Genomic DNA, 19313 nt, shown 5'->3' on the forward strand with positions numbered 1-19313 from the left:
TCGCTGCAAGGCCCCGGTTTCCTGATCGCGCCCCAAGTTCCTGCATGGACGCCCCCCGGGGCGCGAGTCCTCCCTCGTCAATCACCGTATGGAGCTGGATATGGAAATGAGTCTCTTCAACCTCGGACATAACGTGCCCGTCAATCGGCGAAAACTGCTGGCACTGGGTGCCTGCATCGCGATCGCGCTGGCGCAACCCGCCGGTGCGCTCACCGCCAGCGGCGCGCTCGGGCCGGTGACGCCCAAGGACGTGGTCTACCAGATCATCACGGACCGCTTTTCCGACGGTGACACGGGCAACAACGTGCCCAGCGGCTTCGATCCGACGCTGTATGACGGGACGGGTGTCGACCTCAAGCTCTACCAAGGCGGCGACTGGCAGGGCATCATCAACAAGATCCCCTACCTGAAGAACATGGGCGTCACGGCGGTCTGGATCTCCGCGCCGTATGCCAACCGGGACACGGCCATCCTGGACTACCAGCCTGGCGGCGGCGTGGATCGCTGGACCAGCTTCCACGGCTACCACGTCCGCAACTACTTCGCGACCAACAAGCACTTCGGCAGCCTCGCGAAGTTCAAGGCGCTGCGTGACGCGCTGCATGCCCAGGGCATGAAGCTGGTGATCGACTTCGTCACCAACCACACCAGCCGCTGGCAGAACCCCACGGCGGGCTTTGTTGCCGAGGACGGCAAGCTCTACGAACCCGACAAGGACGGCAGCGGCAACTACTGCTTCGACGCAGCCGGCGAGCCCTACAACTGCTCCGGCTCGTCTGCGGTGGAGAACCTGCTGGCCGACCCGAACAATGACGTCAATGGCTGGTTCCACGGCCTTGGCGACCGCGGCAGCGACAGCAGCCGATTCGGCTTCCGGCACAAGGAGCTGGGCTCGCTGGCCGACTTCTCGCAGGAGAACACCAACGTCGTCGCCCACCTGGAGAAGGCCGCGGCCTTCTGGAAGGCGATGGGCGTGGACGGCTTCCGCCATGACGCGACGCTGCACATGAACCCGGCCTTCGTGAAGGGTCTGAAGGACGCCATCGACTCCGCGGCGGGCGGCCCGCTCGCGCACTTCGGCGAGTTCTTCATCGGCCGCCCGGACCCCAAGTACGACGAGTACCGCACCTTCCCTGACCGCACCGGCGTCAACAACCTGGACTTCGAGTACTACCGCGCCAGCACCAACGCCTTCGGCAACTTCAGCGAGACCATGACCCAGTTCGGCAACATGATGTTGCAGACCTCGGCCGACTACATCTACGAGAACCAGGCGGTCACGTTCCTGGACAACCACGACGTCACGCGCTTTCGCTACATCCAGCCGAACGACAAGCCTTTCCACGCGGCCATCGCCACGCTGATGACGGCACGCGGCACGCCCAATATCTACTACGGCACAGAGCAGTACATGTCGTCGGCCAATGCCAGCGACATCGCCGGCCGCGGCTTCATGCAGGTAGCCGCGCCCGCCTTCAGCCAGACGACCACGGCCTACCAGACCATCCAGAAGCTGGCCGCGCTGCGGGCGTCCAACGACGCGCTGGCCTATGGCGAGACGGCAGTGCTCTACTCGAACAACGATGTCCTGGTGTTCTCGCGCAAGTTCTACGACAAGCAGGTGGTCGTGGCCGTGAACCGGCACCCGAGCACGAGCTACACCGTGCCGGTGCTGTCCACCAGCCTGCCGGGCGGCAGCTATAGCGACCAGCTGACCGGGCTGCTGTCGGGGGGCACGGCCATCGTCAGCGGCGGCCAGATCGCCAGCTTCGTGCTGAGCGGCGGCGCCGTCAGCGTCTGGTCCTACAACCCGTCGCTGGGCACCACCATCCCACGCATCGGCGACGTCGTCTCGACCTCGGGCCGAGCCGGCAACACGGTCTACGTCTACGGCACCGGCCTTGGCGGCACTCCCACCGTGAAGTTCGGTGCCACCACGGCGACCGTCGTGTCGGCCAGCGACACGATGATCGAGACCACCGTTCCTGCTGCCGCCGTGGCCGGCGTGCTGAACATCACCGTGCAAAAGGGTGCCAACACCAGCAACACCTTCCGCTACGAGGTGCTGTCGGGTGACCAGGTGCAGGTCATCTTCAAGGTCAATGCTTCCACCAGCGTGGGGCAGAACGTCTATGTCGTCGGCAGCATTCCGGAGCTGGGCTCGTGGGATCCGGCCAAGGCCTCCGAGGTGATGATGAATCCGAACTACCCGCAATGGTTCCTGCCGGTCAGCGTACCCAAGGGCACGCAGTTCGAGTTCAAGTTCATCAAGAAGGACGGCAACGGCAACGTGGTGTGGGAGGGTGGCAGCAACCGCGTCTTCACGTCACCGTCCAGCTCCACCGGCACGGCCGACACGACCGTCTACAACTGGCAATAATCGCCGGCCAGCACGGCGGGACCGCCTTCGGGCGCTCCCGCCGTTCGCCTCATCCACAACTCGTCGGACCGCCTGTGCAAGCCTCTCCTCTGCAGAACATCGTCATCGTCGGCGGTGGCACCGCCGGCTGGATGTCGGCCGCCGCGCTCGCCACCGTGCTGAAGGACCGCTGCCGAATCACCGTCGTCGAGTCCGACGAGATCGGCACGGTGGGGGTCGGCGAGGCGACCATCCCGATGATCCAGCGCTTCAACCATCTGCTGGATATCGACGAGGACGAGTTCCTGCGCGAGACCTATGGCAGCTTCAAGCTGGGCATTGAGTTCGTGAACTGGGGCCGCATCGGTGACCGCTACATGCACGGTTTCGGCCGCATCGGCCGTGAACTGTGGCCAGTGGGTTTCGAGCAGCACTGGCTGCGCATGCGCGCGCTGGGCCGCGCAGCACCACTGGAGGCCTACTCGATCGCACGCATGGCCAGCAAGGCCAATCGCTTCCTGCCGCCGCAGCTGGACATGGAGGACTCGCCACTGCGCGAGATCACGTACGCCTACCACTTCGACGCCAGCCTGTACGCACGCTACCTGCGTCGGCGCAGCGAGAAGCTGGGCGTCGTGCGCGTCGAGGGCAAGATCGTCGAGACCAGGCTACGCACCGACGGCGAGGCGGCCGACCATGTCGAAGCCGTCGTACTGGACGGCGGGCGCCGCATCGAGGGCGAGCTGTTCGTCGATTGCTCGGGATTTCGCGGCCTGCTCATCGAGCAGGCACTGCAGACCGGCTATGAGGACTGGACGCACTGGCTGCCCTGCGACCGCGCCTGGGCAGTGCCTTGCGAATCCGCACGGCCGTTCACGCCCTTCACGCGTTCCACGGCGCACCGCGCCGGCTGGCAGTGGCGCATCCCGCTGCAGCACCGCACCGGCAACGGCCATGTCTTCTGCAGTGCTCACATGAGCGACGACGAGGCGGCGTCCATCCTGATGGCCAACCTCGACGGCGCGCCGCTGGCCGAGCCGCGCCTCATCAAGTTCCGCACCGGCATGCGGCGCCTGGCCTGGAACCGAAACGTCGTCGCCATCGGCCTGTCCAGCGGCTTCCTGGAGCCCTTGGAGTCCACCAGCATCCACTTGATCCAGTCCGCCATCCAGCAACTGATCGACTTCTTCCCCGACCGTGGTTTCGCGGCTGCGGATGTGGATGAGTTCAACCGCCAGGCGCGCTTCAACTACGAGAGCGTGCGCGACTTCATCATCCTGCACTACCACCTGAACCAGCGCGACGACTCCGAGTTCTGGAAGCAGTGCGCTCGGATGGAAGTGCCGCAGTCGCTCGCGCAGAAGATCAGCCTGTTCGAGAGCCATGGTCGCATCGTGCGCTTCAACAACGAGCTGTTCAGCGAAGTCGGCTGGCTGCAGGTCATGGAGGGCCAGAACCTCGTGCCGCGCGCCTGCCACCCGCTGGCCGGGTTGAAGTCCGAGGACGCCACCGCCACCTACCTCGAAAGTGTCCGCGAGGTGATCGCCAAGTGCGTGGCGGTGATGCCGGACCATGCCGACTACATCGCCAAGCACTGCGCAGCCAAGCCCGTGTGAGTCGGTGGCGCCAGCCCGGCCACGCCAAGGGAAGGCCGATGCGATGCTCTCGCCAGCATTGAACGATTCTGTTTGCGAACTACAGCTCAGCACACTAGAACGCGGGCGGCCTGACTCGGATCCCAAACGCACGGGGCATCATCACTGATTGGCGTCCGTGCATGCCTGTCGGGCGATGTCGAGTGCATTGGCGAAATCCAGTTCGGAGACGGCTTCCTGCAGGCGGGCGACGGTTTCTTCGCCCCAGTGGGCAGACAGTGCTGGAGCAAGCCGTCGGATGGTCTCGACCGCTGCGAGGTCTTGTTGCCGCAGCGAGTCCAGCAGCACCTCGATGTCTGCCGGATCGAGCTTCGACGGGATGGGCATGTGGCCTGTGGGCACAGTGCCGCGGTCACTGGGCCGCAAGTGCGGCTCGCAGGCCAGCGCAAGACGTTGGAGCGCCTGGCATAGCGACTCCATGACTGCAGGCAGGGACGCGTCGCTCCCAGAGGTCCGGAGCAGGTCTTCCGCCGACCCTGAAAGCTCGTACACGTCATTGGCGCCGAGCGTGCCTGACGCGCCCCTGAGCTTGTGCATTTGGGCGGCGAGGCCATCGCGCTGTGTCTGCAGGGCGTCGGGCCATGACGATGCCAGCTTGTCCGCGGGGAAATCGCGCAACAAGCGCTGCAGCATGCGCAGGAACAGCTCGCGGTTTCCGTTGAGGCGTTGCACGACGGCGGCAGTGTCGATGCCCTGGATATGTGGCCAGTCGGGTACGGGCGCTTGAACGTCAGGGGGCGGCGAGGGCGGCGCAAGCGGCAGTGGTTTGCCACGTGCGTGCTCGATGGCCCGCCGCAAGGCGCGCACGAGGGCGGCAGGATCCAACGGCTTGGTCAGGAAGTCCGTCATGCCGGCGGCTTCGGCCCGGCGCCTTTCCTCGTCAAGCGCGCCAGCCGTCAGCGCCAACACGGGCAATATCGTGAGGCCCAGCTCGCCGCGTATCCTGGCAGTGGCAGCGTAGCCATCCAGAACAGGCATCTGCACGTCCATCAGCACCGCGTCGAACTGCTGCGCATCGGCGCGCAAGACGTCAACGGCCTGCTGCCCATCCTGTGCGGTGTGGACGCGGGCCCCCTCGCGCTCCAAAAGCCGCTTTCCGACCTCGAGGTTGATCTCGCTGTCGTCCACCAGCAGCACACGCAGCCCTTGCAGCCACTGCGCATCGACCGCCCCGATGCGGGTGGAGCAAACCACGCGCTCGGTGCTGCCGGTATGGCGGGACACGCTGTGGTTCACGGCATTGAAAAGCTCCGAACTGGTGACGGGCTTGCTAAGGACGGAGTCGACCAGGCCGTCGTTGTCCTGCGCCTCGATGCGAGACCGTTCATGCGCCGATACCACCAGCATGGCCGGCAGTCGCTCCACGCCGACTTGCCGGGCGATCGACTCGAGCGCCATGACGCCGTCCATGCCCGGCATCTGCCAGTCCACGAGCAGGGCATCGGGCATGGACCTGCCGGCAGACAGCCTGGCCTGGATATGCTCAAGCAAGGCTTCGCCTGAGCCAAGCTCGGTGGTGCGCCAGCCGAGGGCCCGGCACAGCTGCCCCAGTATGTGCAGGTCATCGGGCACGTCGTCGACCACCATCACCTCGATGACAGCGTCAGCATCGGCTGGCCAGGCTTCATCCGGCGCTACGGAAATCAGGGGCGTGCGTAGCCAGAACTCGCTGCCTTGTCCTGGCACACTGCTCGCACCAACCTGGCCGCCCAGCAACTGGCCGAGGTTGCTGACGATGGCCAGGCCCAGCCCTGTGCCGCCGAAGCGTCGGGTGGTGGAAGCGTCGGCCTGGACGAACGGGTCGAACAGGCGCGCCAGCGCTTCGGGTGCAATTCCGATCCCGCTGTCCACGACCGTCCAGCGCAGCCATTCGACACCGTCCGCGTCGACTTCGGACGCCACGCGCAGCACGACACCGCCCGTGGCGGTGAACTTGATCGCGTTGCTGAGCAGGTTGACGAGAACCTGGCGCAGCCGCATCTCATCGCTCTCGATCAGCGGGGGCAGGGACTCTGCGCCTTCGATGCGAAGCGTGATGCCCTTGGCATGGGCTTGTGGCGCGAAAACCTGCTCCAGCTCGTCCAGCAAGCGCATGGGCGATAGCGGTGCCAGCTCAACGCGCATTTCGCCAGCCTCGATCTTGGAGAGGTCGAGTACGTCGTTGATGATGCCCAGCAGAGATCGCCCAGCGATGTGCAGCTTGCTCAGCAGTTGCCGCTGCTCAGCGTCAAGCGGTGTTGACTCCAGCAGGTGGGCGATGCCGATGACTGCGTTCATCGGCGTGCGTATCTCGTGGCTCATGTTGGCCAGGAACTCGCTCTTGGCCGCGTTGGCTGCGTCGGCGTCGGCCTTGGCTTGCCGCAGCTCGGCCTCGGCGCGCTTGCGGGCTGAAACATCTTCGGCGATGCCAAGATAGCCGACGATGCGGTCATCTGCCGAGCGCATGGGTGTGACCACCAGCAGCACGGACAGGCGGCTGCCATCGCAGCGCACATAGGTCCATTCGCGCTGTTCTGCGCCTTGCAGCTCTGCTTGCTGCGTCAGCACTCTGAACCCGTCCACGGGGTGCCCGTACTGCGCGGTCAGCTCGGCAGCGCGGGCATCGAGCTCGGCCGGAAGGTGCAGCAGCGTCGGTTTCTCGTGCCCCACCATCTGGGCGCTGGCGTATCCGAGCAGCCGCTCGGCGCCAACGTTGAAGATGGAGATGAGGCCATCAGGGTCAGTGGCGATGATGGCGAACTCGGTGGCAGCATCCAGCACGCTCCGCAGCAGCGTGGCCAGGCGGGTGAGTTCCAGCTGTGCGGTCTTCGCAGCGGTGATGTCCTTGTGAGTGCCGAACATCCATTCCGGACGGCCATCCGGTGTTCGCGTTGTCACCCGCCCACGGTCCTGCACCCAGACCCAGCGCCCATCCTTGTGGCGCATACGGCTCTCGAAAGCGTAGAGCTCGGTTTCGCCGGAAAAATGGCGCTCCAGCTCCAGTTGCGACTTGCGGCAGTCATCGTCATGCATGCGCGCGTGCCAGGCCGGCATGTCCATGGGCGCCAACTCGTCCAGCGTGTAGCCGATGATGCCGGCCCAGCGTTCGTTGAGGCGGATCTCGCCGGTCTGCACATTCCACTCCCAGGTGCCAGCGTCGGTGCCGCGCAGGATGTTCTGCAGCCGCTCGCGCTCCTGGGCGAGTGCCGCGGTGCGCTCCCTGACCTGGGCCTCAAGGCTCTCGTTGAGCTGTGCCTGAGCCTGCCTGGCATGCCACTCCGCGGTTATGTCACGCAGGATGACGGAAAGGGTCCCCGCCTTGACGCCGGTGTCTGGACCGTCCAGGCTCGAGACGCTCATGGACAGCAAGATGGCTCGCCCATCGGAGGTCCTGCACCAATGCTCCTGCTCGGCAGCTGTGTCGGTGCCGCCGGCGAGCACCAGCGGCCGGGTGGGGTCGGACACGAGGGACACCAGGCTGTTGCCTGCCGCCACCCCTGATTCGATGCCGAACAGCAGCTCGGCGCCGCGGTTCCAGGAGAGCACTCGGCCGCTCTCATCCAAGCTGATGATGGCGTCGCGGGAGTGGTCGACGATGGAAGCCAGGCGCAGTCGCTCGCCCCGTGCCTGCAGCTGCCGCTGCATGCCGACCCAGTAGAAGTAGAGCAGCGTGGCGCCCGCAAGGCCGGCAATGAAGGGCATGAGCAGGTGCGCCGCGGTCGTCAGGTAGGCCGCCGTCGTGAGGGGAAGCACTGGCTGGGCGGCAACGTAGGTCAGTCGCCCGGTGTTGCTGCCAGCATTCGGGTCCACCGTGGCGCGCGCCTCGACCAGCATGGCATCGTCCGAGCCGCGCCATGCCTGCAGCTGCCTGGGGTCCATCCCGCGGGGCAGGTCGGCCAAGTGGAACTCATCACCCCAGCGATACGGCTGCCCGCGCTCGGCGCCGAAGGTCTTGGTGGTGTCTGGATGCAGCAAGAAGTCGTCGTCGGCATTGAGAAGGTACAGCGTCGTTCGCGGCGGCACCAGGGCGGCGGATTCGGCCATGCGGGGCGCCACGTCGACGGTGAGGGTGACGATGCCAAACACATCTCCCTTGGCGGTGTGGACGGGCGTCGAATAGCGCACCGTGGGCCGATGCGGGACTGCCAGGTGCCCGAGTTCCCGGTCCAGTTCAAGCTGCGACACCAACACCTCGCCAGCCGGTATGTTGATCGTCTGCCGCATGTCCGGTCCGTCGCCTTCTGCACGCAGGGCCGTGGGGGGCGCGATGGCCAGGTCCCCGTCGCGGCGATCCACGCGCACGAGCTCACGGCCTCCGTCAGCGACGCCAATGAGGCGGGCCTGGGTCACCTCGGGCGACGACTTCATCTGCGCGATGAAGATCTGCTGCAGCTGCAGGGCCCATCTCGATGCGGAGAGCCCGGCTTTGCCATCGGGGCCGAGCGCTGCGGAGCGGGCCAGTTCCCTCACCGGCGGCGTCTCGGCCAGGAACAAAACGGTCTTGCGACGCGCCGTCTGCGTCACCTTGATGCGCTCGACGCGCTCGTTGACCAGGGCCTTCAGCACCTGCTGCGCGTTCGTCGCCTGATGGCCCCATTGCTGCTCGTAGTCCAGCCATGCGAACAGTCCAAGGAACACGAGAAACGCCAGCGCCGCCTTGCGCGCGAGCCGACTGCCCAAGAAGGTGGCGACGCGTGTGTCGGACGCCGCCGGCATGCCGGCGGCGGCGCCTGCGCTCCAGGCCTTTCGAGTCCTGAGCCATGTCCACAACAGCAGCGTAAGCAGCCCCCAGGCCAGTGCTGCCGCTGAGCCCACCCAGCGGGGTGACAGCAGATGGGCGCCTTCGAGCAGGCCTGGACGTGCACTCGCCTTCATCTGCCAGCGCCGCCCGAACAGGGAGATCTCGTGGTTGGCCACACCGCTGATCGGGGCATCGTCCGCCGCAGCACCTGACTCGTAGAACGGACTGGCTTCCCCCGAGTCGGTGAGCGTGATTCGCAGCTCGTTGAGCAGGGGTCCCAGATCTGCCAGGACATCGTCCACCAGCAGCGGGGCAAAGGTCCAGCCTACGGTGGCGGCCTCGCGCGCTTCGGCGCTGTGTAGCGAAGCACGTGGTGCATAGACTGGCAGCAATGCCAGGAAGCCGCGACGGGGCATGCCATCGGCCTGGACAAGGGTCAGGGGTCGCGTCAGGTGAGGCAGGCCGTCGCGAGCAGATTCCAGGGCGGCGGCGCGGCGGCTCGGTTCGGAGGCGATGTCCAGCCCCATCGCGGCGCGGTTGACCTCCAGCGGATAGAGGTACTGGATGACGAAGAGCTCGTTGCCGCTATTGCCCAGGGTGCGCAGGGTGAAATCGGCGGGGCCTTCGGCCCGCGCGCGGGACAAGAACTCGGTCTCGGCCTGCCGTGGCACCCTTCGAATGAAGCCGAAGCCACGCGCGCCCGGAAACTCGCGTGCCGTTTCGCGGCTGGCCATGTAGGCTTCGAACATGGCCCGGGTGACGGCCGCCCCGCCCGCAGCAACCACGGCCCCGCGAGCTCCGCGCAGACCGTACTCGTACAGCCCGAAACGCTGGCGCACGATTGCAGCGACGTCAGCGCTCTGCTTGAATAGGCGCTCTTCGAGCTGCCTGCGATTGCTGGAATGGACCCAGACAGACAACAGCAAGCTCAGTGCAAGGCCGGCGCAGCCGAAAAGCAACACCCCCGAGCCTGACGTTAGCCGCCTGCGCTGCACCCCTGCCTCCCTTTGCTCCTTCTCGCGCGCGCCACCTTCACAGGGCAATCACCGACAGAAGAAGCCGGCAGATGCTACGCCGACCCTAACTCGCTGGATATACGCCTCTTTGCAAGAAGGGGCTCCATCGGCAAGATCCGAAAAGCGGGCAAAGTTCCGCTCAAACAGTGGCTTACGGTGCTCACCAGGGGGGCGCGATGCAGGACAAGCCGGATCTGATGCTGGTGGACGACGACCCGACGATCATTCAGGCGCTGGGTCAGATCCTTGGTGGATTCGCGCGCCTGCGTTTTGCCCGCTCCGCCGCTGATGCCGAGCGGCTGGTGAGCGAGCAGGCGCCGGCCCTGATGCTGCTGGACGCCGAGATGCCGGGCATGGGCGGGCTGGAGCTGCTGCGAAGGCTCAAGGGCAAGAGCGACCGCCCACCATTCCCAGTCATCGTGGTCACGAGCCATCGCGGTCGCGACTGGGAGACGGCTGCACTGGAGGCCGGTGCCGTGGACTTCCTGTCCAAGCCCATCGAAGCAACCAAGGTGCTGCCTCGCGTGCAGGCCCATCTGCGCCTGGCCGCGCCAAGGGATGGTGCCGGCCTGATGCCTGACCGAGTGCGCATGAGCGTGCTGGTCGTCGATGACGACGTCAGTGCCATCGAACTGCTGCAGTGGGTTCTGGCGCCCCTGGTGGAACAGATCCGCTTTGCCACTGACGGTGCGTCCGCACTGCGTCTGATGGCTCAGCAGGCGCCAGACCTCGTCCTGCTGGACGGCCAGATGCCCGGCCTGGACGGATTTGCGGTTGTCGAGGCGATGCGGGCCGATCCCAAGCTGCAACATGTGCCTATTGCCCTGGTCACCCGGGTCTCCGATCCCATCACCGAGGCTCGTGCGCTCGAGTTGGGTGCCACCGATTTCATCGCCAAGCCTTACCAGCCGGCCGTGCTTCTGGCGCGTGTACGCAATCTATTGCGCTTGAAGAAGGATCGTGACGACGCGCTGCAGGCAATGGACGAGCATTGGAAGCGCTTGGGCGACTCGCGGGTGGCAGAGATCCTGGCGGTCGCGTCCGACGCAATCTTGAGCGTGGACGCCGACGGCGGCATCGTCCTCATCAACGCGGCCGCCTGCAAGCTCTTCGGGGTCGAATCTCAAGGGGTGCTGGGGCAGCCTTTGGAGCATGCCTTGCCCGGGGCGCGTGGCTTGGCCGAAGTGCTCGCTGACATGGAAGTCCCTGCGGCTCTGAATGCCTCGCGCGAGGTGGCGCAGCGTGTCGTGATCGATCCGGACAAGGGTGAGTCCGTGACCCTGGAGCCCAGCGTGTTTCGCATGGGCGACGGTTCCGGCCGCGTGACGACCCTCGTGCTCAAGGACGTGACGCAGCGTGATCGACTGGAGCGCCTCGAAAGAGAGAGCCAACAGCGCGAGGCCGCCGCAAAGGCCAAGGCCATGATGAGCGCCTACCTGGCCCACGAGATCGGCAACCCGCTCAATGGGATTTCGGGGGTTGGTGAGCTGATGCAGATGGACCTCCTCAACCCGCTGCCTTCGGCTCAGGCCGAGCGGCTGATGCGACTGATGGCGTCCACGCGCCACCTGCAGATGCTGATGCGGGATGTGATGGAAGTGATCCGCCTGGAGGCGAACGCATTCCAGGTGCAGATGCAAGGGGTCAACGTCTGCAAGGCACTCAAGGAGGCCTGCGAGATCGTGCTGCCGCAGGCCGAGACCGCAGGAGTGCGGATCGTGGTGGACGCCATGGACCCGCACGTGCAGGTTGCTGCAGATGTCGGGCGCCTTCAGCAATGCCTCGTCAACCTCCTGAGCAACGCCGTCAAGTACGGGCGGCAGCACACAGCCTGCGCCATCTCGGTCCTGCCGCAGGAGGCAGGGGTGCGCATCGAGGTGAGAGACCAGGGCATTGGCATGAGTTCCGACCAGATCGAGCATCTGTTCGAGCCCTTCAACCGCCTGGGGCGGGAGAAGTCGGGTGCCCAGGGTACGGGTCTCGGCCTGCTGATTACGAAGCTGCTCGTACAAGCCATGGGCGGGCGTCTGAGCGTCAAGAGCAAGCCAGGCCAGGGCAGCAGCTTCTACATCGACCTTCAGCGCGGGAGCTGATCCCTGCGCGATTGCCGGCCCAACCACGCCGACGACGCAGGGCATGGCTGCGACGCAGCCGCCTGCTCATGCCCCGGGACTGGTTGGCTTGGCTGACGCGGTGTCGCCCCGTGGGGGCGGGCCTACTGGCGCAGCAGCACCCGGCCGAACAGCGGCGGCAGGCTGAGCTGGACGCGTCCGTCCTTCACCACCAGCGTTTCTCCGCCGAGCGCGTCGCGCAGCCGGCCCGTGCGAAAGGGCAGGGTGACGGTGACGCTGCGGGCCTGGGGACTGTTGTTGGTCGCGGTCAGCGCCCAGCTCTGGCCGTCCTGGCGCGCCAGGACGACGACGTGATCATCCAGGTGCAGCGGAGCGCTCAAGCTGCCGTGACGCAGCACGGGCAGTTCGTGGCGCAGCCCGGTCAGCCGCCTGAAGTCGGCCAGCAAGGCTTCGTCCGGCTGCCCTCCCTCGTCGGCCCAGGGGTAGGGCGCGCGGTTGTAGGGGTCGTCGCCACCAGCCAGCCCCACCTCGTCGCCGTAATAGATCGTGGGTGAGCCAGGGTAGGTCATCTGGAAGAACAGGGCTAGGCGCAGGCGCTGCTTGGCGAGCTTGAGCGCTTGGGCATTGCCGTCGTCCAGGTAGCCGAAGTGGTGCAGCGCGCGGGCCTGGTCGTGGGTGGACAGCAGGTTCATCAACGCGTACAGCGCCTGCGACGGGTAGGCCTCGCGCAGCAGCTCCAGGTTGGCATAGGTCTCGCGGGCGGGCTTGCCAGCTGCATAGTCCAGCACGGCGTTGCGGAAGATGTAGTTCATCGTGCTGTCGAACATGTCGCCCAGCAGGAACTTGGACGCATCGAACCAGGTCTCGGCCACCGTCAGCGCATCGGGCTTCTTGGCCTTGACGGCCTGGCGCCATTCGCGCCAGAAGTCGTCGGGTACCCAGGGGGCCACGTCCATGCGCCAGCCCGCCGCACCGCGATCCAGCCAGTAGTTCGTCACCGAGTCCTTGTCTCGGTAGGCATACGCGCGGAATGAGGGCGAGTCCTTGTCGATCTCGGGCAGGTCGACGACGCCCACCCAGCCCTGGTACTGGCGGTCGGGGTTGCGCTCCTCGGGCTTGAACTTGAACCAGGAGGCGTAGGGCGAGGCGGGATTGATCTTGCCGCCGTCGAAGGCGCCGCCGGCCGGGAAGTTGTTGAAGCGGTTGAAATACGGCGAGTCGCTTCCGACATGGTTCAGCGAGGTGTCGGGGATCACGCGCAGCCCGAGCTTCGCCGCCTCGTCGCACAGGCGCACGAAGTCCTCGTTGGTGCCGAAGGCGGGATCGATCTGCTTGTAGTCGGCCGCGTCGTACTTGTGGTTGCTGGGCGCGCGGAACACCGGCGTCAGGTAGATGGCATTGGCGCCCAGGCTCTTGATGTAGCCCAGCTTCTCGATCAGGCCGGCCAGGTCGCCGCCGAAGAAATCGTTGTTGTAGAGGGCATCGGAGCCATCGCCCGTACCGGGCTTGAACGGCTTTTCGTTCCAAGTCGCATGGCGCTCCACGTCGCGATCCTGGTAGCGGTCCTGTGGCCGCCCGCCACCGGGGCGCGGGTCGTTGCTCTTGTCGCCGTTGCGAAAGCGCTCCGGGAAGACGTAGTAGTAGACGACGTCGCGCGCCCAGGCAGGCACCTTGAAGTCGGGTGCGTGGATGGTCTGGCGGTAGCGCCGCACGCGGGCCGGGCTGTCGGGCAGGCGCTCGACGGTGCCTGCGCCCATGGAGCCCTTCTCGCGCGTCCAGTAGACCGTGTCCTTGTTGTTCTGCAGGGCATAGCGGCCTTCTGCCGTCACCAGCTCGAACCAGTAGCCGTAGACGCCCAGGTCGTCGAAGCGGTAGCGCGCCGAGAAGCTCGTGCCCCGGCCATGCGACGTCGGCGTCATCGCGATGCGCACAAGAGGCTCGTAGGCAATCTGCTCCTGGTTGCCGCTCAGGCGGCGGCGCTCCACGACCAGCGTGGCGCGCTGCAGCCCAGGCATATCGCTTGTGACGCGGAACGTGAACTCGCTTCCCCTGGGCTGGGCGCCGAAGGGCGTCTTGTAGGTGCTGCTGCGCGAGTCAAAGCGTGCCGTCAGCACCGCGCGGTCGGTGACGGGCTGGGGCGGCGTCGGCGTGAAGCTCTTCGGGCCGATCTGCAGCTGCGGCGCACCGGCCGAGTCGAAACTCAGGCGCAGCGTGTGCTCGCCGCTGAAGTCGCGCCTGAGGTTGGTGTTCGCGCCGAGGCTGGGCTGGTTGTTCGCATCGGCGCCCACGCTCAGGCGGGCGGTCCAGGATTCGTCGGCCAGCTTGAACTCCTGCGGGCCTTGCGCACTGAGGTTCAGGTAGTAGGCGTCGCAGCGGTACTCGAAGGCATGCTCGTCCTGGGCCACCCATTGGTTGAGGTTGCCACGCAGATAGATCGTGGCGTCACCCAGTGGCGCGGGTTTGCAGTCGGCGCTGGCGTGGGTCACGGTGGAGAGGCAAAGCAGCGCGGCGAACAGCGCACAGGTCTTCAACATGGATCAACCCTTGACGCCACCCGCCGTCAGGCCGGAGACGATCCAGCGCTGGGCGAGCAGGAAGACCACCGTGATCGGCAGCCCGGACAGCACGGCCGCGGCGGCGAAGTCGCCCCACAGGAAGCGTTGGTCGTGCAGGAAGTACTTGGAGCCGACGGCCAGCGTTAGGTTGGCCTCCTCGCGCAAGAGGATGGAGGCCACCGGGTATTCGATGATGGCGCCGATGAAGGCGAGCACGAACACCACCATCAGGATGGGCACGGCCATGGGCAGCAACACGCGGCTGAAGGCCTGCCAGTGCGTGGCGCCGTCGACCTTGGCGTTCTCCTCGATCTCGACCGGGATGGTCTCGAAGTAGCCCTTGATCGTCCACACATGAGTGGCGATGCCGCCAAGGTAGGCCAGCACCAGGCCGGCGTGGGTCTCGACACCCAGCGCGGGAACATAGTTGCCGATGGTCTCGAAGATGGCAAAGATGGCCACCAGCGCGAGCACCGGCGGGAACATCTGCAGCAGCAGCATGCCGTTGAGCACGGGCTTGCTGAAGCTGAACTTGAGCCGCGCGAAGGCATAGGCCGCGGTCGTCGAGATCGCGACGATGAGCAAGGCCGAGGCGGTGGCGATCTTGATCGAGTTCCACAGCCAGGTCAGCACGGGGAACGGGGGCTGCACGAGGCTGCCGTCCGCGGCCTGGTAGGGGATGCCCAGCGCCAGCTTCCAGTGTTCCAGGCTGATCTCTGTCGGGAGCAGGCTGCCGGTGGCGAAGTTGCCGGGGCGCAGCGAGATGGACACGACAGCCAGCAGCGGGAAGAGGGTGAGGGCGATGAAGACCCACATCACCGCATGCGCGGCAAGGATGCGCCAGCGGGCCTGTTTGCCGAGGACGATGGCCATTCGGATTACCTCTGTGCCTTGGCGCTCATGCGCAGGTTGATCAGCGACAGCGCCGCAACGAGGAAGAAGATCAGCGTCGAGATCGCCGCGGCGAGGCCGAAGTCCGAGCCCGAGTCGCGGAATGCGATGCGGTAGGTGTAGCTCACGAGGATGTCGGTCTGTCCGGCCGGCAGCTTGGTGGACAGGAAGTCCGGCCGGCCGTCGGTCAGCAGCGCGATGAGCACGAAGTTGTTGAAGTTGTAGGCGAATGCGCTGATCAGCAGCGGCGCCAGCGGCTTGATGATCAGTGGCGCCGTGATCCTGAAGAAGTTGGTCGCCGGGCTGGCGCCCGCCAGTGCCGAGGCCTCATACAGGTCCTGGGGAATGGCCTTCAGCAGCCCGGAGCACAGGATCATGATGTAGGGATAGCCCAGCCACACATTGACGATGAGCAGCATCGTCTTGGCCAGCAGCGGATCCGCGAACCAGGCCGGCTTGACGCCGAACAGCGCATCCAGGATGGCGTTGATCTCGCCGAAGTTCTGGTTGAACAAGCCCTTGAAGACCAGGATGGAGATGAAACCCGGTACCGCATACGGCAGGAACAGCAGCGTGCGATAGGTGGTGCGGTACTTCATGCCTTCCCAGTTCAGCAGCACCGCAAACAGCATGCCGACGGCTGTCGCGAAGAACACTGTCAGCGCCGAGAACACGACGGTCCACGTGAAGATGGACAGGAAGGGGCCGCGGAACTCGGCATCGAACAGCATGCGCGTGTAGTTGGCCGCGCCGATGAAGGCCTTGAAGCCGGGCTGCAGCGTTTCGCCGGATGCCGTCTGGAAGAAGCCGGTGTCCCGGTTGGGCGTGAAGACGGCGCCATCGGCGGTGCGGGTCAGGCTGTCGTCCGCATTCGCCGTCCATTGCGGCTTCACGGGGCCGAACTCGCGCAGGCCGAGGTAGTGCAGCTCGGTCTTGTCCGGCAGCACCAGGACCAGCCGTGCCAGCGCGTCGCGATGCTTGATCAGCTCGGGCAAGGGCAGGGCGGCATCGGTGGGCGATATCGCAGCGCCCGAGGCCGCGACGTCCACGCGCAGCGCCTTGCCCGATCGCAGCGCCAGTGGCGGCGACACCCAGCGTGGCGCAGCCTCGCCATCGGCGCGCAGCACGAGGCGGTACTCGGCGCCGCTGGCGTGCAAGGTGTAGCCAAGCACCTGCTCCTCGACGGCGTCGTGCTGCTCGAGCAAGTAGCCGCGAACGCGGCTTTCGCTGAGCAGGTGGGTGCTTGAGTAGTTCGTGAAGCCGATCTGCGCCGTGTAGACCAGCGGGAAGGCAATGAACACCAGCATGCCGGCCACGCCGGGAAAGAGGTAGCGCCAGGCCAGGCCACCGCGGCTGAGGTACACATAGAAGCCCGCCGTGAAGAGCACCAGCGCGCCTGCGGCCCAGGCCGCCTGGCCGGTGGTGTAGATGGCGAAGACGAGGTAGAGGGCCGCGGCGATGGCCAGCGCGACGACAGGCCACTTCAGCCAGCTGCCGAGCCTCTCGGCAGGCGAGGGCGGCAGCGTCGAGTAGGTGCCCTGGCCCAGGGTCGGGGACAAGGCGTTCATTTGTTCAGCAGCATCCGTGCGGCGGCGCCATCGAGCGCGTCCTTGGGGCTTTGCAATCCGTTGGTGATGGCCTCAAGCGCCGCGTCCATCGCGGTCCAGAAGCGGCCCACCTCGGGGATATTGGGAATGGGCGCGCCGTTGCGGGCGTTGGTCATGCTCGCCTTGATCAGCGGGTTGACCGACAGCTCGGCATAGAAGGCCTTGTTGGCCGGCACGCCGATGGGCACGTCGGCATCCAGCACCTTCAGCGCTTCGGGCCGCATCAGGTGGTTCTCGATGAACTCCTTGGCGATGTCCTTGTTCTTGCTGGGCGCCGAGATCATGCAGCCCAGCACGCCGACGAAGCTCTTGCTCGGCTGGCCGGCAATGACGGCGGGGATGGGGGCGACGCCGAAGTCGACCCTGGCCTTGCGGGCGTTGTCCCAGGCCCACGGGCCGGAGATCATCATCGCGACCTCGCCGCGGGCGAAGGCGGACTCCATCTCGGCGTAGTTGGCGCCCTTGGGCATGTGACCGTTGCGGATGAGGCCGTCCAGCGTCTGCGCGGCGCGCAGCGCCCCGGGCGTATTGACGCCCACCTGGCGGGCGTCGAAATCGCCCTGTGCGTCGCGGCCGAAGATGACGCCGCCAGCGCCCGCCAGCATGGGCCAGGTGAAGAAGCTCTTGTTGTAGTGCCAGAGGATGGCGTGCTTGCCCTGGACCTGCAGCTGCCTGTCGAGCGCGATGACCTCGTCCCAGGTCTCGGGCGGCCGCGACACCAGCGCCTTGTTGTAGATGAGGCCGGTGGTCTCGATCGCCAGCGGGTAGCCCCAGATGCGGCCGTGGTAGCTCATCGCCGCCCAGGCCTGGTCTTCCACCTCGGCCTTGAGCCTGGGCGATGGCCGCAGCGGCGTGAGCAGCCCCGCCTTGGCCCATTCGCCGACGCGGTCGTGCGGCCAGCAGAAGATGTCCGGCCCCTTGCCGGCGCCGGCGGCCTGCTGGAACTTGTCGGGGGCATCCACCGGGTGCTCGACGACGACCTTGACGCCCGAGGCCTTCTCGAAGGCATTGCCGACCTGTTGCAGGCCGTTGTAGGCCTTGTCGCCATTGATCCAGACGAGCAGCTTGGCTGGGGCGGCCAGCGCCGGCCCCGCGACCAGGGCGGCCGCGGCGAACAGGATCCGCCACGTCATGCCGACAGCTCCGGTGCGGCCAGCCGGCGCAGCGCGCGACCGCCAGCGTCGAACACGTACAGCGCCTCGGCGGGCAGGTGAAGGTCCAGCGCCTGGCCGCTGCGCAGGCGGTCCGCGCCGTTGCGGCCCTCGAACTGGCAGGTCAGGTGCTCCTCGAGGCCTGGGTAGGGGCAGTAGGCGAACGTGACGCCGCCCAGTGACTCGACGAAAGCCACCGTGCTCTGCAGCCGGTTGCCGGGGCCATCCTGTCGGATGTGCTCGGGCCGAACGCCCAGGCTCACCTTGTCACCCACGGCGGAGCCGCTGCCGTCCACGCGCGCCAGCAGCACGACGCTGGTCCCAGTCAACTTCACCTCGACATGGCCGGGCTCGATGGCAACCAGCTCGCCTTCGAGGAAGTTCATCTTGGGGCTGCCGATGAAGCCGGCCACGAACAGGTTGCACGGATGCTCGTACAGCTCCAGCGGCGAGCCGACCTGCTCGACCTTGCCGGCCGACAGCACGACGATGCGGTCGGCCAGCGTCATGGCCTCCACCTGGTCGTGGGTCACGTAGATCATGGTGGTCCTGAGGTCCTCGTGCAGCTTGGCGAACTCGTAGCGCATGCGCACGCGCAAGGCGGCGTCGAGGTTGGACAGCGGTTCGTCGAACAGGAACACCTCGGGCTTGCGCACGATGGCCCGGCCGATGGCCACGCGCTGGCGCTGGCCGCCCGACAGGTCCTTGGGCTTGCGCTCCAGCAGGTGCTCGATGTGCAGGATCCGGGCAGCATTGCGCACGGCCGCCTCGATCTCGGCCTTGGGCACCTTGGCCAGCTTCAACCCGAACGCCATGTTGTCGAACAGGTTCATGTGCGGGTAGAGGGCGTACGACTGGAACACCATGGCGATGCCGCGCTCGCTGGGAGGCACGTCGTTGACGACGCGCCCTCCGATGGTCAGCTCGCCGCCGGTGATCTCCTCCAACCCGGCGATGGAGCGCAGCAGCGTGCTCTTGCCGCAGCCCGACGGCCCGACAAACACCATGAACTCGCCGTCGCGGACCTCCAGGTCGATGCCGTGCAGGATGCGGGTGTCGCCATAGGCTTTTTCCACGCCGGTCAGTCGAACGTCTGCCACTTCCTAGCCTTTCTGTCGCCGGGCGCCGCGCGGCCGGCCTGTCTCTTCAAATCGGGCTCAAGTTTCTTGTCTTTGCCCGTCTTTGTAGACAATATACATTCCGGATCGACGTACAACAACAGAAGATGCCCGCCGGTTCTTGAATGAAATCCTTATGGATCAATCATTTGCAAAAACTACCGGGTTT

At 66.2% G+C, this 19313-nt stretch carries 9 protein-coding genes; 3 read left to right on the forward strand and 6 right to left on the reverse strand.

Going from position 1 to position 19313, the window contains the following annotated elements:
* The first annotated feature begins 106 nt into the window (after positions 1-106).
* Together QM732_RS08090 and QM732_RS08095 are read left to right on the forward strand one after the other, a co-directional pair.
* A complete protein-coding gene (locus tag QM732_RS08090; RefSeq protein WP_415655657.1) occupies positions 107-2380 on the forward strand; it encodes an alpha-amylase family glycosyl hydrolase in 2274 nt (757 codons plus the stop codon).
* A 74-nt stretch (positions 2381-2454) separates the two neighbouring features.
* Positions 2455-3975, forward strand: coding sequence for a tryptophan halogenase family protein (locus QM732_RS08095; protein WP_415655658.1), 1521 nt, complete (start codon positions 2455-2457; stop codon positions 3973-3975).
* 141 nt (positions 3976-4116) lie between these two features.
* On the opposite strand, the gene QM732_RS08100 is transcribed toward QM732_RS08095, so the two are convergent.
* Entirely contained in the window at positions 4117-9654 is a 5538-nt protein-coding gene (locus QM732_RS08100) for a CHASE domain-containing protein (protein WP_415655659.1), read from the reverse strand.
* 272 nt (positions 9655-9926) lie between these two features.
* On the opposite strand from QM732_RS08100, the gene QM732_RS08105 reads away from it, so the two are divergent.
* Complete coding sequence (locus QM732_RS08105) at positions 9927-11843, forward strand: response regulator (protein ID WP_415655660.1); 1917 nt, start codon at positions 9927-9929, stop codon at positions 11841-11843.
* Between the two features lie 122 nt (positions 11844-11965).
* Here QM732_RS08105 and QM732_RS08110 read toward each other — a convergent pair whose 3' ends face one another.
* Genes QM732_RS08110 through QM732_RS08130 form a run of 5 tightly spaced genes read right to left on the reverse strand, consistent with a single transcriptional unit; the run spans position 11966 to position 19126 of the window.
* Positions 11966-14356, reverse strand: a complete 2391-nt coding sequence (locus tag QM732_RS08110) for an alpha-amylase family glycosyl hydrolase (protein ID WP_415655661.1) — start codon at positions 14354-14356, stop codon at positions 11966-11968.
* A gap of 3 nt (positions 14357-14359) precedes the next feature.
* On the reverse strand, positions 14360-15250 hold the full coding sequence (gene malG, locus QM732_RS08115) for a maltose ABC transporter permease MalG (protein WP_415655662.1): 891 nt from the start codon (positions 15248-15250) through the stop codon (positions 14360-14362).
* 5 nt (positions 15251-15255) lie between these two features.
* Positions 15256-16836 carry a maltose ABC transporter permease MalF gene (malF, locus tag QM732_RS08120; RefSeq protein WP_415655663.1) on the reverse strand — a complete coding sequence of 527 codons (1581 nt, stop codon included), beginning with the start codon at positions 16834-16836 and terminating at the stop codon, positions 15256-15258.
* Positions 16833-18008, reverse strand: a complete 1176-nt coding sequence (gene malE / locus QM732_RS08125; RefSeq protein ID WP_415655664.1) for a maltose/maltodextrin ABC transporter substrate-binding protein MalE — start codon at positions 18006-18008, stop codon at positions 16833-16835. The genes malF and malE overlap by 4 nt, the downstream gene beginning before the upstream one ends.
* Positions 18005-19126 (reverse strand): ABC transporter ATP-binding protein, encoded by a 1122-nt coding sequence (locus QM732_RS08130; RefSeq protein ID WP_415655665.1) that lies wholly within the window; start codon positions 19124-19126, stop codon positions 18005-18007. The genes malE and QM732_RS08130 overlap by 4 nt, the downstream gene beginning before the upstream one ends.
* Positions 19127-19313 lie beyond the last annotated feature (187 nt).

It is taken from the genome of Roseateles sp. (assembly GCF_047654805.1).
Classification (GTDB): domain Bacteria; phylum Pseudomonadota; class Gammaproteobacteria; order Burkholderiales; family Burkholderiaceae_C; genus Pelomonas.